Annotated in this window: 19 protein-coding genes; 16 read left to right on the forward strand and 3 right to left on the reverse strand. The window is 71.4% G+C overall.

What is annotated here, in order from left to right:
- The first annotated feature begins 6 nt into the window (after positions 1-6).
- From AC1DZA_RS11720 to AC1DZA_RS11730, 3 genes are all read left to right on the forward strand, one after another.
- A complete protein-coding gene (locus AC1DZA_RS11720; RefSeq protein WP_476760728.1) occupies positions 7-957 on the forward strand; it encodes an ROK family glucokinase in 951 nt (316 codons plus the stop codon).
- Between the two features lie 54 nt (positions 958-1011).
- Complete coding sequence (locus AC1DZA_RS11725) at positions 1012-1701, forward strand: lysophospholipid acyltransferase family protein (RefSeq protein WP_476760727.1); 690 nt, start codon at positions 1012-1014, stop codon at positions 1699-1701.
- 82 nt (positions 1702-1783) lie between these two features.
- A complete protein-coding gene (locus AC1DZA_RS11730; RefSeq protein WP_476760726.1) occupies positions 1784-3154 on the forward strand; it encodes a class II 3-deoxy-7-phosphoheptulonate synthase in 1371 nt (456 codons plus the stop codon).
- A 79-nt stretch (positions 3155-3233) separates the two neighbouring features.
- On the opposite strand, the gene pknB is transcribed toward AC1DZA_RS11730, so the two are convergent.
- Both pknB and AC1DZA_RS11740 read right to left on the reverse strand, forming a co-directional pair.
- Positions 3234-5156, reverse strand: a complete 1923-nt coding sequence (gene pknB / locus AC1DZA_RS11735; protein WP_476772885.1) for a Stk1 family PASTA domain-containing Ser/Thr kinase — start codon at positions 5154-5156, stop codon at positions 3234-3236.
- Between the two features lie 118 nt (positions 5157-5274).
- The gene (locus AC1DZA_RS11740; protein ID WP_476772886.1) at positions 5275-6567 is read right to left on the reverse strand and encodes a LysM peptidoglycan-binding domain-containing protein; all 1293 of its coding nucleotides are present in this window, start codon (positions 6565-6567) and stop codon (positions 5275-5277) included.
- A 196-nt stretch (positions 6568-6763) separates the two neighbouring features.
- Between AC1DZA_RS11740 and AC1DZA_RS11745 the strand changes: the two genes are divergently transcribed.
- Positions 6764-7102 (forward strand): Rv2175c family DNA-binding protein, encoded by a 339-nt coding sequence (locus AC1DZA_RS11745; protein ID WP_309978153.1) that lies wholly within the window; start codon positions 6764-6766, stop codon positions 7100-7102.
- A 27-nt stretch (positions 7103-7129) separates the two neighbouring features.
- On the opposite strand, the gene AC1DZA_RS11750 is transcribed toward AC1DZA_RS11745, so the two are convergent.
- Positions 7130-8242: a polyprenyl synthetase family protein gene (locus tag AC1DZA_RS11750; RefSeq protein ID WP_476772887.1), complete on the reverse strand. Its 1113-nt coding sequence runs from the start codon at positions 8240-8242 to the stop codon at positions 7130-7132.
- A gap of 74 nt (positions 8243-8316) precedes the next feature.
- Between AC1DZA_RS11750 and AC1DZA_RS11755 the strand changes: the two genes are divergently transcribed.
- The 12 genes from AC1DZA_RS11755 to murC all read left to right on the forward strand — a co-directional run bounded on the left by AC1DZA_RS11755 (position 8317) and on the right by murC (position 22297).
- On the forward strand, positions 8317-8700 hold the full coding sequence (locus AC1DZA_RS11755) for a DUF3040 domain-containing protein (protein WP_476762440.1): 384 nt from the start codon (positions 8317-8319) through the stop codon (positions 8698-8700).
- A 321-nt stretch (positions 8701-9021) separates the two neighbouring features.
- The gene (gene mraZ / locus AC1DZA_RS11760) at positions 9022-9453 is read left to right on the forward strand and encodes a division/cell wall cluster transcriptional repressor MraZ (RefSeq protein WP_476762441.1); all 432 of its coding nucleotides are present in this window, start codon (positions 9022-9024) and stop codon (positions 9451-9453) included.
- A gap of 98 nt (positions 9454-9551) precedes the next feature.
- Positions 9552-10505: a 16S rRNA (cytosine(1402)-N(4))-methyltransferase RsmH gene (gene rsmH, locus AC1DZA_RS11765; protein ID WP_476772888.1), complete on the forward strand. Its 954-nt coding sequence runs from the start codon at positions 9552-9554 to the stop codon at positions 10503-10505.
- Positions 10502-11086 carry a cell division protein FtsL gene (gene ftsL, locus AC1DZA_RS11770; protein ID WP_309978164.1) on the forward strand — a complete coding sequence of 195 codons (585 nt, stop codon included), beginning with the start codon at positions 10502-10504 and terminating at the stop codon, positions 11084-11086. Before rsmH ends, ftsL begins: the two co-directional genes overlap by 4 nt.
- A gap of 25 nt (positions 11087-11111) precedes the next feature.
- On the forward strand, positions 11112-12905 hold the full coding sequence (locus AC1DZA_RS11775) for a peptidoglycan D,D-transpeptidase FtsI family protein (protein WP_476772889.1): 1794 nt from the start codon (positions 11112-11114) through the stop codon (positions 12903-12905).
- A gap of 13 nt (positions 12906-12918) precedes the next feature.
- Complete coding sequence (locus AC1DZA_RS11780) at positions 12919-14466, forward strand: Mur ligase family protein (protein WP_476762444.1); 1548 nt, start codon at positions 12919-12921, stop codon at positions 14464-14466.
- Positions 14463-15875: a UDP-N-acetylmuramoyl-tripeptide--D-alanyl-D-alanine ligase gene (locus AC1DZA_RS11785; RefSeq protein ID WP_476772890.1), complete on the forward strand. Its 1413-nt coding sequence runs from the start codon at positions 14463-14465 to the stop codon at positions 15873-15875. Before AC1DZA_RS11780 ends, AC1DZA_RS11785 begins: the two co-directional genes overlap by 4 nt.
- On the forward strand, positions 15872-16969 hold the full coding sequence (gene mraY / locus AC1DZA_RS11790) for a phospho-N-acetylmuramoyl-pentapeptide-transferase (RefSeq protein ID WP_159604728.1): 1098 nt from the start codon (positions 15872-15874) through the stop codon (positions 16967-16969). The genes AC1DZA_RS11785 and mraY overlap by 4 nt, the downstream gene beginning before the upstream one ends.
- Complete coding sequence (gene murD, locus AC1DZA_RS11795) at positions 16954-18510, forward strand: UDP-N-acetylmuramoyl-L-alanine--D-glutamate ligase (protein WP_476772891.1); 1557 nt, start codon at positions 16954-16956, stop codon at positions 18508-18510. Before mraY ends, murD begins: the two co-directional genes overlap by 16 nt.
- Positions 18470-19723 carry a putative lipid II flippase FtsW gene (gene ftsW, locus AC1DZA_RS11800; RefSeq protein WP_476772892.1) on the forward strand — a complete coding sequence of 418 codons (1254 nt, stop codon included), beginning with the start codon at positions 18470-18472 and terminating at the stop codon, positions 19721-19723. The genes murD and ftsW overlap by 41 nt, the downstream gene beginning before the upstream one ends.
- Positions 19720-20820 (forward strand): UDP-N-acetylglucosamine--N-acetylmuramyl-(pentapeptide) pyrophosphoryl-undecaprenol N-acetylglucosamine transferase, encoded by a 1101-nt coding sequence (locus AC1DZA_RS11805; RefSeq protein ID WP_476772893.1) that lies wholly within the window; start codon positions 19720-19722, stop codon positions 20818-20820. The genes ftsW and AC1DZA_RS11805 overlap by 4 nt, the downstream gene beginning before the upstream one ends.
- A 76-nt stretch (positions 20821-20896) precedes the next feature.
- A complete protein-coding gene (murC, locus tag AC1DZA_RS11810; protein ID WP_476772894.1) occupies positions 20897-22297 on the forward strand; it encodes a UDP-N-acetylmuramate--L-alanine ligase in 1401 nt (466 codons plus the stop codon).
- Positions 22298-22308 lie beyond the last annotated feature (11 nt).

Below are 22308 nucleotides of genomic sequence, written 5' to 3' on the forward strand. Positions count from 1 at the left end.
TCGCTGGTGCACGCGATCGGTATCGACATCGGCGGGACGAAGATCGCAGGAGCGGTCGTCGACGAGTTCGGCGCGATCGTGCGCAGCGAGCGCGTGCCCACCGCGGCCGGCGATCCGGCGCTCCTCGAGGACGCGGTCGTCGACATGATCCGGTCGCTCTCCTCCGACGGCGACGTCGCCGCCGTCGGGGTCGCCGCCGCGGGGTTCATCGACGCCGCCCAGTCGACGGTCTACTACGCGCCGAACATCAACTGGCGCAACGAGCCGTTCCGCGAGAAGCTCGAGGCCCGCGTCGGCACGACGGTGGTCGTCGACAACGACGCGAATGCCGCGGGGTGGGCCGAGTTCCGGTTCGGTGCGGGCCGCCTCGTGAGCGACATGGTGATGCTCACGATCGGCACGGGCGTCGGCGGCGCGATCGTCGCGGGCGACCGCCTGTTCCGCGGCGGCTTCGGCGCGGGCGCCGAGCTCGGCCACGTCCGGGTCGTGCCGGGCGGCATCGCCTGCGGCTGCGGGCAGCACGGATGCCTCGAGCAGTACGGTTCAGGTCGGGCGCTGCTGCGCATGGCCAACGAGATCGCCGACGCGGGCGGCATCGGACAGTCGCTCGCGCGGGTGCGCGACGAGCACGGGGCCCTCGACGGTCGGCTCGTCGGCTCGCTCATCGAGGGCGAGGACCCGGGGGCGGTCGCCGCGCTCCGCCAGCTCGGCCACTGGCTGGGGCAGGCCTCGGCGTCCCTCGCGGCCGTGCTCGACCCGCAGCGCTTCGTGTTCGGCGGCGGCGTGGCGGTGGCGGGGGAGCTGCTGCTGGCTCCCATCCGTGAAGCCTTCTTCGAGCACCTCCCGGCGCGCGGCTACCACCCCGAGCCCGATTTCGTGATCGCGGAGCTCGTCAACGACGCCGGAGTGGTCGGCGCGGCAGACCTGGCGCGCGTCTGGGTGCAGGAACACGCCTGACACGCGCCCGGCGCTAGGCTGAAGCGTTCGTCCGCACGGGAGGGGAGTCCGCCGGTGTTCTACTGGATCATGAAGCACATCGTGATCGGCCCGATCCTCCTCGCGATCTTCCGGCCGTGGGTGGTCGGCCTCGAGCACGTGCCGAAGCAGGGCGCGGTGGTGCTGGCGAGCAACCACCTCTCGTTCATCGACTCGATCTTCCTCCCGCTCGTCGTCGACCGTCCGGTGGTGTTCCTCGCGAAGAGCGAGTACTTCACCGGCAAGGGCCTCAAGGGCTGGGCGACGAAGACGTTCTTCCAGGCGGCGGGGCAGCTGCCCATCGACCGCTCGGGCGGCAAGGCGTCGGAGGCCTCACTCCTCACCGGCCTCCGCGTGCTCGGCGACGGCGGCATCCTCGGCATCTATCCCGAGGGCACCCGCAGCCCCGATGCGCGGCTCTACCGTGGCCGCACCGGGGTCGCGCGCATGGTGCTCGAGGCCGGCGTGCCGGTGCTCCCCGTCGCGATGATCGGCACCGAGAAGGTCATGCCGATCGGCACGAGGCTGCCGAAGATCCGGCGCATCGGCATCATCATCGGCGAGCCGCTCGACTTCACCCGGTTCGAGGGCCTCGAGGGTGATCGCTTCGTGTTGCGCTCCGTGACGGACGAGCTCGTCTACGAACTCCGGGCGCTGAGCGGCCAGCAGTACGTCGACGTCTACGCGAGCTCCGTGCGGGAGCAACGCGCGACGACCTCGGGGTAGGCTCGATGCAGCGGCGGCGCGACGTGCGGCGCCGCGTTCCCATTCCCGGCGCACCGCGCCCCGCACCCCTCAGGACACTTCCGTGGTACAGCTCGTCGAGCCCGTCATCAGTGCAGATCCCTCCGTGATCGACGGCCTCGACTATTGGCGCACCCTGCCGATCAAGCAGCAGCCGCAGTGGCCCGACGCCGAGGCCGCGCACGCGGCATCCGCCGAGCTGGCGACCCTGCCGCCGCTCGTGTTCGCCGGCGAGGTCGACATGCTGCGCACCCGGCTCGCCGCCGCGTCGCGTGGCGAGGCGTTCCTGCTTCAGGGCGGCGACTGCGCCGAGACGTTCGCCGGAGCGACCGCCGACCAGATCCGCAACCGCGTGAAGACCGTGCTGCAGATGGCCGTGGTGCTCACCTACGGCGCGTCGATGCCGGTCGTGAAGATGGGCCGGATGGCCGGGCAGTTCGCGAAGCCCCGGTCGAGCGACACCGAGACGCGCGGCGATGTCACCCTGCCGGCGTACCGCGGGGACATCGTCAACGGCTACGACTTCACGTCCGAGTCCCGCGCGGCCGACCCGGCGCGACTGGTGCGCGGGTACCACATGGCCGCGTCGACGCTGAACCTCATCCGCGCATTCACCACGGGCGGATTCGCCGACCTGCGCCAGGTCCACTCCTGGAACCAGGGCTTCTCGGTGAACCCGGCGAACGCCCGCTACGAGTCGCTCGCACGCGAGATCGACCGCGCGATCAAGTTCATGGAGGCCTGCGGCGCCGACTTCGAGGCGCTGAAGCACACCGAGTTCTACACCGGCCACGAGGGGCTGCTCATGGACTACGAGCGGCCCATGACGCGCATCGACTCCCGCACGGGCACGCCGTACGACACGTCGAGCCACTTCATCTGGATCGGGGAGCGCACGCGCGACCTCGATGGCGCGCACGTCGACTTCCTGTCGCGCGTCCGCAACCCGATCGGCGTGAAGCTCGGCCCGTCGACGACGCCCGAGACGATGCTCGAGCTCGTCGAGAAGCTCGATCCCGATCGCGAGCCGGGCCGCCTCACGTTCATCACGCGCATGGGCGCGGGCAAGATCCGCGACGCGCTGCCCCCGCTCCTCGAGGCCATCAAGCGCAGCGACGCCAACCCGCTGTGGGTCACCGACCCGATGCACGGCAACGGCATCACGACGCCGAACGGCTACAAGACGCGCCGCTTCGACGACGTGGTCGACGAGGTGCGCGGCTTCTTCGAGGCGCACCGTACGGCCGGCACGTACCCGGGCGGCATCCACGTCGAGCTCACCGGCGACGACGTCACCGAGTGCCTCGGCGGGTCCGAGCACATCGACGAGGCGACGCTGGCGACCCGGTACGAGTCCCTGTGCGACCCGCGCCTGAACCACATGCAGTCGCTCGAGCTGGCGTTCCTCGTGGCCGAGGAGCTCACCGCTCGCTGAGCGTTCGGCGTGGGGCATCCGTGCGGGTGTCCCACGTCGCGCGTGCTCGCGGCCGTCGGCCAGACGACGCGCTGCCGGTTCAGCCGAAGTTGACCGTGACCTCCGCGCCGCGCTTGAGCTTCTCGCCGGCGGCCGGGGTCTGCACGGATGCCACGACGGCGCCTTCGAGGAAGGCCGGCACGTTCGACGTGACCGTGAAGCCGAGCGCCTCGAGCTGCTCGCGCGCCTGCGCGATGGTGCCGCCGGTGATGACGTTGGGCACCTCGACGAGGTCCTCGCCCTTGGAAAGGGTGAGGACGACCGTGTCGCCCGGGCGAACCGGGTCGGTGGCGGGCGTCGCCGAGATGACGTGGTCGAGCGGCACGTCGTCGCTGAACTCGGCTTCCGCGTAGTCGACCGCGAGGTTGACGCCGGCGAGGGCCGCCTCGGCGTCGGCGACGGGCATGCCGGTGACGTCGGGGACGCCGCCGACGGAGACCACGAGCGTGACGTCGCCGAGCTCGGGATACTCCGCTCCGAGCGGATTGCCGTCGGCGCCGAGCGCCGCCACCACGGAGCCGGGCGGCACGTCGGCGGAGAACTGCTGCGCGCTCTGCTCGGCGACGGTGAAGTCGGCGAGGGCGGCTCGTGCGTCGGCCTCGGGCTGGCCGATCACGTCGGGGACGGCCAGGATGCGCGGACCCAGCGAGACGAACATCGTCACCTCGGAGCCCTTGCGCGCCTGTTCGCCGCCCGCCGGGTCGGTGCCCGACACCTGCCCCACCGGCACCGTCGGGTCGTTGCGCTCGGCGGCGACGACCTCGAAGCCGGCCTCCTCGAGCACCTGCTGGGCGTTCTCGGGCAGGAACGTCGCCGTGTCGGGCACGGTGGCGAGCGCCCCGGGGCCCGCCCCGAAGTACCATCCGGTGCCGGCCGCGAGTCCGGTGAGGAGGAGCACGAGGGCGAAGATCCAGTAGCCGCGGCGCTTGCGGCGGTCGGCGCTCGTCGAGAGCGCTGCGGCGTCGTCGCCGTCGTCGCCACCGGATGCCTCGAGCGTTGTCACCGGAGCAGCGGCGACCGCTCCGCCGAGCACCGTCGTCTCGGCCGTGGCGGCACCCGCTGCCATGGCCCCGCCCGCGAGCACCATCGTCGCCTGGGTGCGCCCGTGCGGCCGGGGCGAGCGGATGTCGGGTTCGACCTCGCGCAGGCGCTCGAGCATGACCCTGGCGTCGTTCGGGCGCTCCTCGGGGTCGCGTGCGGTGGCCCAGAGCACGAGCTCGTCGAGTTCGACCGGCACGCCCGGGTTCTTCGAGCTGGGCGTCGGAACGGTGTCGTTCGCATGCTGGTAGGCGATCTGCATGGGCGCCTCGCCCACGTATGGCTGCTCGCCCGTGAGCATCTCGTACATCATGATGCCGACCGCGTAGATGTCGCTGCGTGCGTCGGCGACGCCGCGGGTGACGAGCTCGGGGGAGAGGTACGCGATCGTGCCGAGCAGCGCCTGCCCGGTCGCGGTGTTCGCGCTGGCCGCCCTGGCCAGCCCGAAGTCGCCGAGCTTGATGCGGCCGTCGTCGGCGAGCAGCACGTTCTCGGGCTTGAGGTCGCGGTGCACGATGCCGGCCTGGTGTGCTGCGGCGAGGCCCGAGAGCACGGCGTCCATGATGTCGACGGTCTGCTCGGGCGTGAGCTTCTTGTAGTCCTTCAGCAGTTCCCGGAGGGTGATGCCCGGCAGGTACTCCATGACGAGGTACGCCATGTCGGAGTCCTGGCCCTGGTCGAACACGTTCACGACGTTCGGGTGGGCGAGGCGGGCCGCCGAGCGGGCCTCCTGCACGAACCGGGTCTTGAAGGTGTTGTCGTCGGCGAGATGGCCGTGCATGATCTTGATCGCGACCCGTCGCTCGAGGCGGAGGTCGGTCGCGAGGTACACCGTGGCCATGCCGCCGCGGGCGATCCGCGAGCGCACCTGATAGCGGCCGTCGACGAGACGGCCGATCATGGGGTCGGCGGGCGCGGTGGTCACCGTTCGAGTGTACGAAGAGGTGTATGCCCGCCGCCGACTAAACGCCGTGCAACGCCGAGATCGAAACGCCTTCGTGACCGACGGATGCCGCGTGCCGGCCGCGTGCGCATGCTCGCCGTCAGCCGAGCTCCGATAGCCAGGCGCGCGCCTGGGCCTCCCATTTCGCGTAGTGGTCGGGATGCGCCGACCGCTGCACGGCCTGGGCGGCCTGGGTGACGCTCATCGACTCCCATCCGGGGATGTCGAGGAGACCCAGCGTGCGGCCCGGGTTCGGGTTCGTCGGGCCGCCGTAGAATGCCGTCGCCGCACGCGCCGGGTCGAGCACCTCCTCGGGCGTGCCCCAGCCCTGGCTCGGCCGTTGCTGGAAGACGCCGAGCGAGTCGAGGTCGCCGGAGTGCACGTTCTTCAGGCCCGACTCCTGGGCCGCGGCGGCGAGGGCGACGACGATGCCCTGGTCGGGCACTCCGAGCGATCGGCCGATGTCGACGATGAGCTGCGCGTTGCTCCGGGTCTCGTCGGTCAGCGGCATGCTCACCGCGGCGATGGCGACGGCGACGGCCACGACCGGCTCAGGCCGCCGCGTGACGAGCACCTGCCCCGGGACGATGAGGGTCGACCCGCCGAGGCCGTTCAGGGTGTCGAGCTCAGCGACGCTCAGACCGGCGGCCGCGGCGATCCCCGAGAGCGTGTCACCGGCGACGACGACGTGCTCTTCGCCGCCGGGCTCGGGCGGCGAGGCGGGAGGCGCGGGCGCGGGGTCCGGAGCGGGCACGGGTGCCGGGGACGGCTCTGCCGCGGGTGGCGCCGCCTCGCCGGCCGGACCGGCGAGCGGCAGCACGATCGCCTGGCCCGGGAAGATGAGGCTCGACGAGCTGAGCCCGTTGGCACTGAGCACGTCCGCCAGCGTCAGCCCGTACGCGGCGGCGATGCCGCTGACCGTGTCTCCCTCCGCCACGACGTGGCGGGCGATCTCAGGGGCGACGGCGATCGGCGCCGGGACCGCATCGGGCGCGAGGCCGCCGGGCAACGCCAGTCGCTGGCCGGGGAAGATCAGGCTCGACCACCCCAGTCCGTTCGCCGCGAGCACCTCGGCGGTCGCGAGGCCGAATCGCTCGGCGATCCCGCTGATGGTGTCACCCTCCGCGACGACGTACTCGCCGGGTGCCTGCGCTGCGGCGGTGGCCCTCACCACCCGGTGCACGTCGGCGCCCTGGGCCCTCGGCTTCGCCTGCCGCTTGACCTGCGGTGGTGCCGCGTCGGCAGGCTGGGCGATGCCGAGCGTGACGGCCACGGTGCTCACGATCGCGATGGGCACCCCGAGGAGCACCCGGATGCCGCGGCGGCGCGGTCGCGCGGCCGCGCCGGCGTCGCCGCCGCCCGCGGCCCGGAATGCGTCCGTCTCGTTCGCCATCGTTCCCCCTGAAGTCGGCGTCGGACATCCTCGTCCGTCGCCACGGTCGCACAGGGGGTAAGCCGAGTCAACGACCTCGCCGCGAGTCCGCGGACTCCGTGCGCGAACCGCACGCGGACGGTGGACGCGGCGGCCGGCGGGCCTCGGAACGGCCGACGGCTTTCCGAGTCGCGGGTTCGTCTGGCAGGCTGGAGCCGTGACCGACGCCGACCAGACCGACTGGCTGACTGTTCCCGACCTCGTCGAGCTGCTCGGGCAGAGCCCGAGCAGGATCCGACGGCTCATCGACGACCGCCACCTGCTCGCCGCCCGCGTGGACGGCGTGCTGAAGGTTCCGGCGACCTTCCTCCGCGACGCCGCTCCGCTGCCCGAGCTGCACGGCACGGCCATCGTGCTCGCCGATGCGGGCTTCTCCGACGCCGAGGCGCTGGAGTGGCTGCTCGGTGAGGACGACAGCCTCGGCACCACGCCGATCGCGGCCCTGCGCGCCGGTCGCAAGTCCGAGGTGCGGCGAGTCGCGCAGGCGCTCGCCTGACGCCACGAGCGGCAGGCCGACGGGCGGTCAGCTCGTGCGCCGCGAGACCGCCTTGGCGAGTGAGCCGAGCTCGGCGCGCGCGTCGCGGCTGATCGGCGCATCGGCGAGCACCGCGGTGGCGCGCGCGACGTGCTCGGCGATGAGTCGCTCGATCTCGTCGACGGCGCCGCAGTCCGAGATGGTGCGCTGCAGCATCCGCACCTGCTCGGCGTCGAGATCGGCGTCGCCGAGGAGCTCGTCGAGCAGATGACGCGGTCCGGCGGCGAGACGCTCACGGGCGATCGCCACGAGCAGGGTGCGCTTGCCCTCGCGGAGGTCGTCGCCACTGGGCTTGCCTGTGACCTCGGGATCGCCGTACACCCCGAGCAGGTCGTCGCGCAGCTGGAACGCGATGCCGAGCGGCAGCCCGAACCCGCGCAACGCGGCCACCTGGGCTGACGACGCACCGGCGATCGCCCCGCCGATCACGAGCGGCGACTCGACCGAGTACTTGGCTGCCTTGTAGACGATGACGCGCTCGGCGCGCGTCCGCTGGTCGGCGTCGGACTGGACCACCCAGGCCCGTTCCTCGAGGATGTCGAGGTATTGGCCGGCCGTCACCTCGGTGCGCATGCGCATGAACTCGGCGCGTGCCGCGCGGGCGTCCTGTCGGTCGGGAAGCGCCTGCAGCCCCTCGTCGAGGAGCTCGTCGCTCCAGCCGAGCAGGAGGTCGCCGAGCAGGATCGCCGAGGCCCGCCCGAAGTCGGCCGGGCTTCCGGCCCACCCGGAGTCGGCATGGAGCTGCTCGAACAGCTTGTGCGCCGCCGGGGCGCCGCGGCGGGTGTCGGAGTTGTCGATGATGTCGTCGTGCACCAGCGCCGCCGCGTGGAAGAGCTCGAGGGCGGACGCCGCCGACACGACGGGGAACCAGTCGCGTCCGGCCTCCGATTCGAAGGGATCGAAGCCACGTCCGCCGACCGCCTCCCACCCCCAGTAACAGAACCGCGCCCGGAAGCGCTTGCCGCCGCTGAGAAACCGCCTTGAGAACTCGTCGAGGGAGTCCAGGTCGGAGCTGATCGAGCGGAGAATGGAGGTGCGTTCGGAGAGGAACTCCTCGATGCGCGCTTGCACCAGATCGACCAGCCGGGAACCGTGAGCCACCCGCCTAGCCTAGCGAGGCGGGGCGGGGCTAGAATGAGCTCGGATGCGTCGATCCCGAGCCTGAGGGGAATGAGATGCCGCTTTCAGAGCAGGAGCAACGTCTTCTCGAGGAGATGGAGCGGAACCTCTACCGCAATGACGCGGACTTCGTGCATGCCGTCGGCGGCGTACGTGGTCGACGACCCAACTACCGGGCGATCGTGCTCGGAGTGCTGGTCGCGGTCGCCGGCGTCGGTGCCCTCATCGCTGGCGTCGCCCTGCAGTTGCTCATCGTCGGCATCCTCGGCTTCGCCCTCATGTTCGCCGGCGTGCTCATCGCGATCACGCCCAGCAAGCGCGGGGCGGCGACGCCCGCACCCGCCGAACCGGCATCGGCCTCGGGCAAGGCTCGACGCTCGGGCGGGTTCATGGACCGCCTGAACGAGCGTTGGGACCGTCGCCAGGACGGTCACGACTAAGCCCTCCACTTCGCACCACCGCAACGGGTCGATCTTCGGATCGGCCCGTTTTTCGTTGCGCCGACGCTGATCCGGGGCGCCCGTTTCCCTCTGTGCGTCTCCACACCGTCCATTCCTGCGACCCGCGGCGGAGCGAGCGCGTGCCCGCGACTCCATGGATCGCGCATTCCCTCCACTCGCCTCCACCGTCTCTCTCGCGCGTATTCACAGGGATCTCACACCTCGGAGGCGCTGAAAACGAGCGAATGTCGTTGATTGGTGGATGAGAGTGGAGTAAAGTGGGGTCACCTGGATTCTGGCCGGAGGAAAGGGGGTGGTGCGGTGTTCCTCGGGACCTACGAGCCGAAGCTCGACGAGAAGGGCCGCGTCATTCTTCCGGCGAAATTCCGGGAGGAGCTGTCGAGCGGCCTCGTGCTCACGCGCGGGCAGGAGCGCTGCATCTACGTGTTCAGCGCACGCGAGTTCGAGAGCATGAGCGACAAGATCCGCCAGGCCCCGGTAACGAGCAAGCAGGCGCGCGACTACATGCGCGTCTTCCTCTCGGGGGCATCCGCGGAGACCCCCGACAAGCAGCATCGCGTCACCATCCCCGCAACGCTCCGCGCGTATGCGGGCCTGGACCGGGACCTCACGGTCATCGGCACGGGCAGCCGAGTGGAGATCTGGGATGCGACGGCGTGGCAGACATACCTCGCCGAGCAGGAGGCGGCCTTCGCGGACACGGCGGAGGAGGTGATCCCGGGACTCTTCTAGTCCCGGATTGCGACTCCCAGCCGTGCGCGCCTGATGCACTTCCCCGCATCAGGACGAACGGATGGGGATCGGAATCCGGGACCAGTCCCGAAGGAATCATGGACATCGAACGCATCCACACCCCGGTCATGCTCGAGCGCACGCTCGAGCTGCTCGCCCCGGCCATCGAGGCCGACGGCGCCGTGCTCGTCGACGCCACCCTCGGCATGGGCGGGCACGCGAGCGCCTTCCTCACCCGCTTCCCGAAGCTCACGGTCATCGGGCTCGACCGCGACACCGACGCCCTCGCGATCGCGCGGGAGCGTCTCGCGCCGTTCGGCGACCGGGCGCGCTTCGTGCACACGGTCTACGACGGCATCGCCGAGGCCGTGCGGTCGGAGGGCTTCAACGAGGTGCAGGGCGTGCTGTTCGACCTCGGCGTCTCCTCGCTCCAGCTCGACCGTGCCGAGCGAGGGTTCGCCTATTCGAAGGATGCCCCGCTCGACATGCGCATGGACTTCACCCAGGGCCGCACCGCGGCCGAGGTGATCGCCGAGTCCAGCGAAGACGAGCTGCGACGCATCTTCCAGGACTACGGCGAAGAGAAGTTGTCGGCCAGGTACGCCCGGGCGATCGTCAAGGCGAGGGCGGATGCCCCCATCACCCGATCGGCCGAACTCGTCGCCGTCATCACGGCGGCGACGCCCGTCGCGGTGCAGCGACAGGGGCATCCGGCCAAGCGCGTCTTCCAGGCCCTCCGCATCGAGGTGAACGAGGAACTGTCCGTGCTGCAGCGGGCGATGCCCGCGGCGCTCGACACGGTGGCGGTCGGCGGCAGGATCGTCGTGCTCGCCTACCAGTCCCTCGAGGACCGCATCGTGAAGCGCGTGCTCCAGGCCGCCTCGAGCTCCACGGCACCCGCCGGGCTCCCGATGGAGCTGCCCGAGCACCGTCCGCAGTTCCGGCTCCTGGTGCGCGGAGCCGAACTGGCGAGCGAGTCGGAGCAGGCCGAGAACCCGCGCGCCAAGCCCGTGCGGCTGCGTGCCGCCGAACGAGTGAGGAGGCCGTCATGACCGCACTGCCGGCCCACGGCGCTCCGGCCCCACGGCGGAGCCCGGCACCACGACCCGAACGGCGACTCCGACCGGCGCCGCAGCCGAACGGGCGCGCCAAGCCGCGGCTCGCCTACGCCGTCATCGCGCTGGGCGGGGTCGCCGTGATCGTCGTCGCGCAACTGCTCCTCTCGATCGCGGTGGCGCAGGGCGCCTACGAGATCGACGGCTACCAGGTGCGCCAGGCCGAACTGGAACGAGAGCACCAGAAGCTCGCGGAGGACCTCGACCGGGTCGAGTCACCGCAGTACCTCGCGAAGAACGCGGAGGCGCTCGGCATGGTGCCCAACGCCAACCCGGTCTACCTGCGGCTCTCCGACGGGGCCGTGCTCGGGCAGCCCACGCCCGCGAGCGGCGGCGCCGCGGCATCCGCCCCGCTCGTGCCGAATGCGCTCATCGACGGCGTGCCGCTCGTGACCGAGCAGGCGACGGGGGAGACTCCGAACGGAACGACACCGGGGGAGGGTGCGGCAGCGGCGCCCGACGCCGCGGCCGTGGTCCCGCCACCGGCCGACGGCCTGCCGACGCCCGCGACGCACTGACCAGCACCCGACGAGGAAGGCGCGAATGAACCGCACGAGCCGACACCCGATGCGGCGAATCCTCCTGGCCGGCGTGATCCTGGTGGCGCTCGTCGGCGTGTTCGTCGTGCGACTCGTCGACATCCAGGTCGTGCGGGCGGCGGAGCTCAGCGCCGAGGCCGAGGGCCGGCGGTCGACGGACGTGAAGGTGTACGGGTCGCGCGGCGACATCGTGGACGCGAACGGGATCGTGCTCGCCGACACCGTCATGCGGTACGACATCGCCCTCTCGCCGAAGAACGCGAGCGCGGGTCCGATCATCCGCGAGGAGCCCGATCCCGCCGACCCCGACAAGACCAAGCGCGTGAAGGTGCCGCTCGAGCAGTCCGCCGCCGAGCTCGGCGCCGTGGTCGGACTCACGGGCGAGCAGGTGCAGGCGATCATCACCGACGCCCTCGCCGGCGACCCCGAATCGGACTTCGCGTTCGTCGCGAAGCTCGTGGACACCGACACCTACGAGAAGGTGAAGGCGCTCGACATCCCGTGGGTCGTGCCGTGGGAGCATCCCAGCCGGCGGTACCCCAACGGCGCCGTCGCGGGCAACCTGCTGGGCTTCGTCGATCCCGACGGCAACGCCGTGGCGGGCCTCGAGTACTCCGAGGACGAGTGCCTCGCGGGCGAGGACGGCGAGCTCAGCTACCTGCACAGCCTGCAGGACTGGGTGCAGATCCCGGGCACGCAGGTGATCCACAAGCAGGCGCACGACGGCGGCACGCTGAAGCTCACGATCGACTCCGACCTGCAGTGGATGGTGCAGCGCATCGCCGAGGCGCAGGTGCAGGCCGTGGGCGCCGACTGGGCGACGGTCACCGTCATGGAGGCGAAGACCGGGCGGCTCCTCGCGGTGGCCGACGTGCCCACGGTGGATCCGAACGACCCGTCGTCGACGGCGGAAGCCGACCGCGGCTCTCGTTCGTTCACCGCGCCGTTCGAGCCCGGCTCGACGTTCAAGGCGCTCACCGCGGCATCCGTCATCGACGCCGGCAAGGCGGACCCGCTGAGCCAGATCGTGGCCCCCTATCGCTACCGGCCGCCGAACGAGGCTGACATCAACGACAGCGCCTTCCACGAGGATGAGCGGCTGACGCTCACCGGCGTGCTCATCGAGTCGTCGAATACCGGCATGTCGAAGTTCGGCGAGCTGATGACCGACCGCGAGCGGTACGACGACATGTTGAAGTTCGGGCTCGGCCAGGAGACGGAGGTCGGATTCCCCGCGGAGGCCTCCGGCGACCTGCACGGCGACCCCGACGACTGGGACAACCAGACGAAGTACGCGACGATGTTCGGCCAGGGCCTCACCACGACGGCGGTGCAGATCGCGAGCGCCTACCAGACGATCGCGAACGGCGGCGTGCGCATGCCGGTTCGCCTGGTCGACGGCTGCGGCGACGACGCCACGGCGAAGCCCGAGGGCGCGAGGGTCGTCTCCGAGCAGGCGGCCGACCAGACCAGCCAGATGCTCGAGCGCGTGTACCTCGAGGGCTGGCTTGCCGACAAGTGGGAGATCCCCGGGTACCGGGTCGCCGCGAAGACCGGTACGGCGCAGGTGCCCGACGGCAACGGCCACTATCTCCACGGCTACCTGGTCTCCGTGTCGGGCTTCGCGCCGGCGGACGATCCGCAGTTCGTCGTTTCGGTGAGCATCATGAATCCCGTTAAGATGAATTCGTCCGCCGCATCCGCTCCCGTCTTCCAACAGGTGATGAGCCAGGTGCTGAAGAAGTATCGGACCGTTCCATCCGGCGCCCCGGCGCCCGAGCTGCCAGCAACCTGGTGAGAAAGTTGGGTTCGTGACCGGATCGCCCCCCGCGGCCCTCCGGCCGCAGCATCCGAGCCCCCGATCGCTCCACGGCCTGGCCGAGACGTTCGGCCTCGAGGTGCACGGCGACATCGACGACCTCGAGGTGACGGGCGTTGTGCTCGCCTCGTCGGCCGTGCGGCCCGGCGACCTCTACGTCGGCGTGCCGGGGCGCAACGCGCACGGCGCTCGCTACGCCGATGCCGCGCGCGATGCCGGTGCCGTCGCCGTCATGACGGATGCCGCGGGCGCCGAGCTCGCGCGCGACTCGGGCCTGCCCGTGCTCGTCACTCCCGACGCCCGCGCCGCCCTCGGCGAAGTCGCCGCGTGGATCCACCGCACGGCCGAGAACCCCGCGACGCTGTTCGCCGTGACCGGCACGAACGGCAAGACGAGCGTCGTGTACCTGCTCTACGGCATCCTGCGCCAGCTCGGCGTTACCGCGGGCCTCACGTCGACGGCGGAGCGGCGCATCGGCGACGAGGCGGTCACCAGCTCGCTGACGACCCCCGAGGCGAGCGAACTGCACGCCCTGCTCGCCCGCATGCGCGAGGTCGACGTGCGCGCCGTCGGTGTCGAGGTGTCGGCGCAGGCGCTCTCGCGCCACCGCGTCGACGGCCTCGTCTTCGACGTGGTCGGGTTCACGAACCTCACGCACGACCACCTCGACGACTACGCGTCGATGGACGTCTACTTCGAAGCGAAGCGCGAGCTGTTCCAGCCCGAGCGCGCCCGGCGCGGCGTGGTCACGATCGACTCCGAGTGGGGCCGTCGCCTGCTCGCGGAGTCGCGCGTGCCCGTTACGACGCTGTCGACCGACCCCGCGATCGAGGCCGACTGGCGCCTCACCGTGCTCGAGGAGACCCCCACCGACACCGCGTTCGTGCTCGAGGGCACGGCGGGTCGCCGGCTCGAGACACGGGTTCCCCTGCTCGGCTGGTACATGGCGGCGAACGCGGCCCTGGCCATCGTGATGCTCGTGGAATCGGGCTACGACCTCGAGCAGATCGCGGAGGTGCTCGAGCGCGACGGCGGTGTCGACGCCTACATCCCGGGCCGGGCCGAGCGCATCTCGGGCGACCGCGGGCCGATCGTCTACATCGACTACGGGCACAGCCCCGACGCCTTCCTGCAGACGCTGGGAGCGATCCGGCGGTCGACCGCCGGGCGCGTCATCATGCTGTTCGGCGCCGACGGCGACCGCGACACCACGAAACGCGCCGACATGGGCGCCATCGCGGCGCGGGGCGCGGACGTCGTGGTGATCACCGACTTCCACCCCAGGTGGGAGGACCCGGCCGCGATCCGCGCTGCGCTCATCGCCGGAGCGCGCGAGGCCGTTCCCGAGCGCGAGATCCACGAGATCGCCGATCCCCGCGAGGCGTTCCGGGCGGCGCTGGCCATGGCCGGCGAGGGAGACGCGATCCTCTACGCCGGCCCCGGCCATGAGGACTACCACGAGGTGAAGGGCGTGAAGATCCCCTATTCAGCGCGAGACGACGCGAAGCAGGCACTGCGTGAGGCGGGCTGGGGCGCATGATCGCGCTCACCCTCGCCGAGATCGCCTCGGTGGTCGGCGGCAGCCTGCACCTGGGCGGCACGGATGCCACGGGCGAGACGGTCGTCGACGGAACCGTCACGACCGACTCGCGTGAGATCGAGTCGGGCGATGTCTTCTTCGCGAAGCGCGGAGAGTTCGACGACGGGCACCGGTTCGCGCCGGCCGCCGTCGAGCGGGGCGCCGCGCTGCTGGTCGTGGAGCACCCGCTCGACCTTCCCGCCCCGCAGATCGTGGTCGCCGACACCGTCGACGCGCTCGGCGCCCTCGCGACCGAGGTCGTGGCGCGCGTGCGGGCCGGCGGCGACCTCAGGATCGTCGGCGTGACCGGGTCCAACGGCAAGACGACGACGAAGAACCTGCTGCGCGCGGTGCTCGAGCGCGTCGGCCCCACGGTCGCCGCGCGAGCCTCGTACAACAACGAGGTCGGCGCGCCGATCACGATGCTCGAACTCGCTGCCGACACGCGGTACCTCGTCGCCGAGATGGGTGCGTCGGGCGTGGGCGAGATCGCCCGCCTCGTGCGCATGGCGCGCCCAGACATCGGCATCGTGCTGAAGGTCGGCCTGGCGCACGCCGGCGAGTTCGGCGGCATCGAGCAGACGGTGCGTGCGAAGTCCGAGATGGTCACCGACCTGCTCGACACGGATGTCGCGGTGCTGAACCTCGACGACCCGCGCGTCGCTCCCATGGCGGGCCTCACCGCCGCGCGCGTGGTCTGGTTCGGGCTCGGCGCCGACGCGCACGTGCGAGCCGTCGACATCTCCGCGCACGCGCGCGGCACCGACTTCACCGTCGAGCTTGCGGGCGGCGAGTCCTCCCGGGTCCGCTTCGGGGTGCTCGGCGAGCACCACGTGATGAACGCCCTCGCGACGATCGCGGCGGCGACCGAGCTCGGCGTGCCCCTCGACCAGATCGTCGCGGCGCTCGAGTCCGTCACGCTCGCCGAGCGCTGGCGCATGCAGCTCATGGGCGGCCGCGACGGCATCACCGTCATCAACGACGCGTACAACGCCAGCCCCGACTCGGTGGCGGCGGCGCTCAAGACGCTCGCCCAGGTGCGCGCAGCCGGCTCGCAGGCGATCGCCGTGCTCGGCGAGATGAGCGAGCTCGGCGAGTTCTCGGGGGAGGAGCACGACCGCATCGGCCTGCTCGCGGTGCGCCTCGGCATCTCGCAGCTCGTGGTCGTCGGCGAGGGCGCGCGGCGCCTGCACATCACGGCCATCAACGAGGGTTCATGGGACGGCGAATCGACGTACGTCGAGCAGGCCGACGAGGCCTACGACCTCGTGACGGGCCTGGCCCGCCCGGGTGACACGATCCTCGTGAAATCCTCGAACTCGGCGGGTCTCCGCCACCTCGGCGACCGACTGGGAGAATGGTTCTCGTGAGAGCACTGTTGACCGCCGGGGCGTTGTCGCTCGCTTTCACGCTCTTCCTGACGCCGCTCTTCATCCGGCTGTTCACGCGGTTGGGCTGGGGCCAGTTCATCCGCGACGACGGGCCAAAGAGCCACCACGTCAAGCGCGGCACGCCCACGATGGGCGGCATCGTCTTCATCCTCGGCAGCCTCTTCGGGTACTTCACCTCGACGCTGCTCGTGTCGAACGAGCCGCCGACGGCATCCGCCATGCTCGTGCTCTTCATGATGGTGGGCCTCGGCGTCGTCGGCTTCATCGACGACTTCCTGAAGACCCGCAAGAAGCAGAGCCTCGGGCTCGGCGGGTGGGCGAAGGTACTCGGGCAGGTGGTGGTGGCCACCGCGTTCGCGCTCCTCGCGCTCCAGTTCCCGAACGACGACGGCGTCACGCCCGCGAACACGAGCATCTCGTTCATCCGCGACCTGCCGCTCGACTTCATGGTCTTCGGCACGATCGTGGGCGTGATCCTCTACGTCATCTGGATCTGCCTGCTCACGGCCGGCGCGTCGAACGGGGTGAACGTCACCGATGGCCTCGACGGGCTCGCCGGCGGCGCCTCCATCCTCGCGATCGGGTCCTTCGTCGTCATCGGCTTCTGGCAGTTCAACCAGTCGTGCTTCAGCGAGAGCCTCAACCAGAGCGACGCCTACCGGTGCTACGACGTGCGCGACCCGCTCGACATCGCCATCGTCGCCACGGCCATCGTGGGCGGGCTCATCGGATTCCTCTGGTGGAACACGAACCCGGCCCACATCTACATGGGCGACACCGGGTCGCTCGCCCTCGGCGGCGCCCTCGCGGCGCTCGCCATCGTGAGCCACACCGAGCTGCTCCTGCTCCTCATCGGCGGCCTCTTCGTGATCGAGACCGGCTCGGTGATCGTGCAACGGGCCTACTTCAAGCTCACCGGCGGCAAGCGCATCTTCCTGATGAGCCCGATCCACCATCACTTCGAGCTCAAGGGCTGGGCCGAGGTCACGATCGTCGTGCGCTTCTGGATCATCGGCGGCCTGTTCGTGGCGGCGGGGGTCGGCAGCTTCTACTTCGAATGGCTGCAGAGTTGAGCGGGTCGGATGCCGCGTCCGTCGCCGACCGCCTCGAGACGCTCACCAGCTGGCACGCCGACTGGCGCGGCCTCCGGGTGGCGGTGCTCGGCCTGGGCGTCACGGGGTTCGCGGTCGCCGACACGCTGACCGAGCTGGGCGCCGACGTGCTGGTGCTCGCACCCGCGGCTGACGACGATCGCGCGCGCATCCTCGAGGTCATCGGGGCGCGATTGGTGCGGCATCCGCTCGATTCGGTGCCTGACGAGCTCGTCGCCTTCGCACCGGAGCTCGTGGTCGCCTCCCCGGGCTTCCACCCCGACCATCCCGTGCTGGACTGGGCGGCCGAGCAGGTGGTGGCCGTCTGGGGCGACATCGAGCTCGCGTGGCGCGTCCGCGACAAGGTGAACGCCGCCGACTGGATCCTCGTCACCGGCACCAACGGCAAGACGACGACGGTGCAGATGACGGCGACGTTCCTCGCGGCCAACGGCCTTCGGGCGGCGCCGTGCGGCAACATCGGCGTGCCCGTGCTGGATGCCGTGCGCGATCCCGGCGGCTTCGACGTGCTCGTCGTGGAGCTGTCGAGCTACCAGCTCCACCACCTGCCCACGGCGGGCCCGGGTGCGCTGCATCCGTGGGCCAGCGTCGTGCTGAACATCGCCGACGACCATCTCGACTGGCACGGCTCCGCCGAGGCGTACCGGGCCGCGAAGGCCACCGTGTACGCGAACACGAAGGTGGCCTGCGTCTACAACCGTGCCGACGAGGCGACCATGCACATGGTCGAGGACGCGGAGGTCGAGGAGGGCGCGCGCGCCATCGGCTTCGGCCTCGACGTGCCGGGGCCGAGCGACTTCGGCGTCGTCGAGGGCATCCTCTGCGACCGCGCCTTCCTCGACGAGCGTCGCACTGCCGCGCTCGAGATCATCACCCTCGGCGAGCTCGAGCCGCACGGCCTCGACGCTCCGCACGTCGTGCAGAACATCCTCGCCGCCTCCGCGCTCGCGCGGTCCTACGGCGTGCCGGTCGGCGTCATCCACGATGCGCTCGGCGACTTCCGCCTCGACGCGCACCGGATCGAGACGGTCGCGGTGGCCGGCGGCATCCGCTGGATCGACGACTCGAAGGCGACGAACCCGCACGCGGCCGAGGCGTCGCTGCGCGCGTTCGGCCGGGTGGTGTGGATCGTCGGCGGGCTCCTCAAGGGGGTCGATGCCGACGCGCTCGTGGCCGCGCACGCCGGGCGGCTGCGCGCGGCGATCGTGATCGGCGTCGACCGCAGCGCGCTCGTCGCGGCGTTCCAGCGACACGCGCCGGAGCTGCCCCTCTTCGAGGTCGTCACCGACGACACTGAGACGGTGATGCCCGACGCGGTCGCACTGGCGGCGTCGGTGGCGGAGCCGGGGGACACCGTGCTCCTCGCGCCGGCGGCGGCGTCGATGGACCAGTTCGCCGACTACGCCGAGCGGGGCCGGCGGTTCCACGAGGCGGTCAGAGCAAGGCTGGGAGGCGAGGCGGATGGCGACTCCGACCGGCACCGCCCGACCGGCCACGGCTGAGCCCGCGGGCGTCTCCGCCGCCCGCATCCGCCTCGGCCGCGTCTTCCGGGTCGAGTCCAAGGACTACTTCCTGCTGCTCGGCACGACGGTCTTCCTCGTCGTGTTCGGACTCGTGATGGTGCTCTCGTCGTCATCCGTCGAGTCGAACCTCGAGGACGGCGGATTCTTCGTGCAGGCCTCCCGGCAGGGCCTCTACGCCCTCTTCGGGCTGCCCATCATGCTCATCGCGAGCCGCGTGCCCGAACGCATGTGGATGCGGGTGGCGTGGCCGCTGCTCATCGTGTCGTGCGTGCTGCAGCTGCTCGTGGTCGCGACGCCACTGGGCGTCACGGTCGGCGGGAACACGAACTGGCTCCAGCTCGGTCCCATTCCGCCCTTCCAGCCCTCGGAGCTGATCAAGGTCTCGCTGGTGATCTGGCTGGGGCTCATCGTCACGAAGAAGCAGGCGCAGCTCGGCGACTTCGTGCACGGCATCCTCCCGATCCTCCTCGTGGGCGGCGGGGCGATCGGCCTGGTGCTCCTCGGCGGCGACCTCGGCACCGTGATGGTCATGGGCGGGATGCTGCTGGGGGCGCTGTTCCTCATCGGCGTGCGCTTCCGGCTGCTGCTGCCGCCGGTGCTCCTCGGCTCCGCCCTCTTCGCGTTCGTGGCGGTGTCCAGCGAGAGCCGGATGCGGCGCATCACCGCGTTCCTGCAGGAGAACTGCGCCACCATCGACGAGGCCGACTGCTGGCAGATCCAGCATGGCCGGTTCGCGCTGGCCAACGGCGGCATCTTCGGCGTCGGGCTCGGCAACTCCACGGCGAAGTGGTCGTGGCTGCCCGCAGCCGACAACGACTTCATCTTCGCGATCATCGGGGAGGAGCTCGGGCTCATCGGCGCGATCGTCGTCATCGCCCTGTTCGTGGTGCTCGCCGTCGCGTTCGCCCGGGTGCTGCGTGCGGCCAGGACGCCGTTCGCGAAGGCGGCCACCGCGGCGGTCCTCGTGTGGGTGGTCGGCCAGGCGTGTGTCAATATCGGTGTCGTGCTCGGAGTCTTCCCCGTCCTCGGCGTGCCGTTGCCCCTCGTCTCGGCGGGCGGCACCGCCCTGCTCACGACGCTGTTCGCGATCGGCGTGGTGCTCTCGGTCGCACGCGACCCCGAAGCGGCCTCGCGTGCTGAGGCCCGCGCGGTCGCCCGCGCGGCCGCGCGTTCGGGGCGGCCCGCCCGATGACGACCTACCTGCTGGCCGGCGGTGGGACCGCGGGCCACGTGAATCCCCTGCTCGCCGTCGCCGACCGCCTGCGCGATCGCCAGGCCGACGACGAGGTGCTCGTGCTCGGCACGGCGGAGGGACTCGAGGCGCGGCTCGTGCCGGCGCGCGGCTACGAGCTCCTGACGATCGCCAAGGTGCCCTTCCCGCGTCGTCCGAACCGCACCGCCGTCGCGTTCCCCTCGCGATTCCGCCGCTCGATCGACGATGTCGCCGCGATCATCGCGGAGCGCGGCGTCGATGTCGTCGTCGGCTTCGGCGGGTACGTCTCGACCCCCGCCTACCTGGCGGCGCGCAGGGCCCGCGTGCCGGTCGCCATCCACGAGGCCAATGCGAAGCCGGGACTCGCCAACCGCCTGGGTGCGCGCTGGGCGGCATCCGTGGGCGTCGCCTTCGGCGGCACGCCGCTCCGTGGCGCCGAGGTCGTCGGCATGCCCCTCCGCCGGGAGATCGAGACGCTCGACTGCCGGGCGCTTCGCGAGGAGGCGGCAGCGTTCTTCGGCCTCGATCCGCGGCGCCCGGTGCTCCTCGCGACCGGCGGCTCGCTCGGCGCCCGCCGCATCAACCGCACGATGATCGAGAGCGCGAGCACTCTCACGGGCTCCGACTGGCAGGTGCTCCACATCACGGGCGCGTCCTCCGACGTGGTCGACCCGGCGATTCCCGGGTATCGCATGGTCGAGTACGCCGACCGCATGGACCTGGCACTCGCCGTCGCCGACGCCGCCGTCTCGCGCGCCGGCGCCGCGACCGTGAGCGAGCTCGCCGCCCTCGGCATCCCCGCCGTCTACGTGCCGTACCCGGTGGGCAACGGCGAGCAGCGGTTCAACGCCGCGGAGGTCGTCGCCGCGGGCGGCGGCCTGCTCGTGGACGACGCCGGGTTCGTCCCCGACTGGGTCAGCCGGGAGCTCGTCCCATTGCTCGCCGACCGCGAGCGCGTGGCGCGCATGGCCGCGGCCGCGGCATCCGTCGGCCACCGCGACGGCACCGACCGCATGATCGCCCTCGTCGACGCCGCGCTCGGCGGGGGTGCCGGCGCCGCCACGCGCAGCGCGTAACGTGGAGTGAGCGGATGCCGCGGCATCCGCGGCACGCCGACCCGAACGCATCACCCCCGAGGAAGAGCCGCAGCACGTGACCATCAAGCCCGACCTGAACGCCCAGATCCCCGCCGAGCTCGGCGCCGTGCACTTCGTCGGCATCGGCGGCTCGGGCATGAGCGGGATCGCCCGGCTCTTCATCGGCGCAGGCCACCGGGTCACCGGATCCGACGTGCGCGACTCCGCGAACATCGCGGCGCTGCGTGAGCTCGGTGCCGAGATCGCGATCGGGCACGACGCCGCGAACGTCGGCGACGCCGAGGCGCTCGTCGTCACGGGCGCGCTGTGGCAGGACAATCCCGAGTACCAGCTCGCGCTCGAGCGCGGCCTCCCGGTGCTGCACCGCTCCCAGGCGCTCGCCTGGCTCATCGCCGGCCAGCGCCTCGTGTCGGTCGCCGGGGCGCATGGCAAGACGACGTCCACGGGCATGATCATCACCGGGCTGCTCGAGCTGGGCGAGGACCCGAGCTTCGTCAACGGCGGCGTCATCGAGGAGCTCGGCGTCAGCGCGGCCTCCGGCACCGGCGAGCTCTTCGTCGTCGAGGCCGACGAGTCCGACGGGTCGTTCCTGCTCTACGACACCTCGGTCGCGCTCATCACCAACGTCGACCCCGACCACCTCGACCACTACGGCTCGCGGGAGGCCTTCGAGCAGGCCTTCGTGGACTTCGCCGACCGTGCGAGCGAGCTCGTCGTCATCTCCTCCGACGACCCCGGAGCCACGCGCGTCGCCGCCCGCCTCTCGCACGAGCGCGTCGTCAGCTTCGGCGAGGCGGCGGATGCGACGGTGCGGGTGCACTCCATCGAGACCGACGGACCCGTGTCGTTCGCCATCGACCACGAGGGCGTGACGCATCGGGCGACCCTGCGGATCCCAGGGCGCCACAACGCCGTCAACGCGGCCGGCGCGTTCGCGGTGCTCGTCGGCCTCGGGTTCGACCCCGCGGCATCCCTCGCCGGCATCGCGCGCTTCGCGGGCACCGGTCGTCGCTTCGAGCTGCACGGCACGGTGGGCGGTGTCAGCGTGTACGACGACTACGCGCACCACCCGACCGAGGTGGCCGCGGCGCTGTCGGCGGCCCGCACCGTGGTCGGCTCCGGACGTATCATCGCCGTGCACCAGCCGCACACGTACAGCCGCACCCAGACGTTCGCGAAGGAGTTCGCCGAGGTGCTCGAGCAGTACGCCGACGAGACCGTCGTGCTCGATGTCTACGGCGCCCGTGAGGACCCCGTCCCGGGCGTCACCGGAGCGCTCGTGAGCGAGCGCTTCGCCGACGCGTCGCACGTCGCGTTCGTGCCCGACTGGCAGGAGGCCGCCGACTACACGGCGCGAATCGCCGAAGAGGGCGACTTCGTGATCACGCTCGGCTGCGGTGACGTGTACCGCATCGTGCCGCAACTGCTCGGCTCGCTCGAGCGGGAGCGCGGATGAGGGCCCGCCGC

Source organism: Agromyces sp. P2_B3, assembly GCF_056404815.1.

Excerpts from the sequence above, each read along its gene's own strand:
- AC1DZA_RS11785 (WP_476772890.1), top strand. The coding sequence starts at position 14,463 with ATGATCGCGCTCACCCTCGCCGAGATCGCCTCGGTGGTCGGCGGCAGC.
- AC1DZA_RS11805 (WP_476772893.1), top strand. The coding sequence starts at position 19,720 with ATGACGACCTACCTGCTGGCCGGCGGTGGGACCGCGGGCCACGTGAAT.
- rsmH (WP_476772888.1), top strand. The coding sequence starts at position 9,552 with ATGGACATCGAACGCATCCACACCCCGGTCATGCTCGAGCGCACGCTC.
- ftsW (WP_476772892.1), top strand. The coding sequence starts at position 18,470 with ATGGCGACTCCGACCGGCACCGCCCGACCGGCCACGGCTGAGCCCGCG.
- AC1DZA_RS11775 (WP_476772889.1), top strand. The coding sequence starts at position 11,112 with ATGAACCGCACGAGCCGACACCCGATGCGGCGAATCCTCCTGGCCGGC.
- ftsL (WP_309978164.1), top strand. The coding sequence starts at position 10,502 with ATGACCGCACTGCCGGCCCACGGCGCTCCGGCCCCACGGCGGAGCCCG.
- murD (WP_476772891.1), top strand. The coding sequence starts at position 16,954 with ATGGCTGCAGAGTTGAGCGGGTCGGATGCCGCGTCCGTCGCCGACCGC.
- AC1DZA_RS11740 (WP_476772886.1), bottom strand. The coding sequence starts at position 6,567 with ATGGCGAACGAGACGGACGCATTCCGGGCCGCGGGCGGCGGCGACGCC.
- AC1DZA_RS11755 (WP_476762440.1), top strand. The coding sequence starts at position 8,317 with ATGCCGCTTTCAGAGCAGGAGCAACGTCTTCTCGAGGAGATGGAGCGG.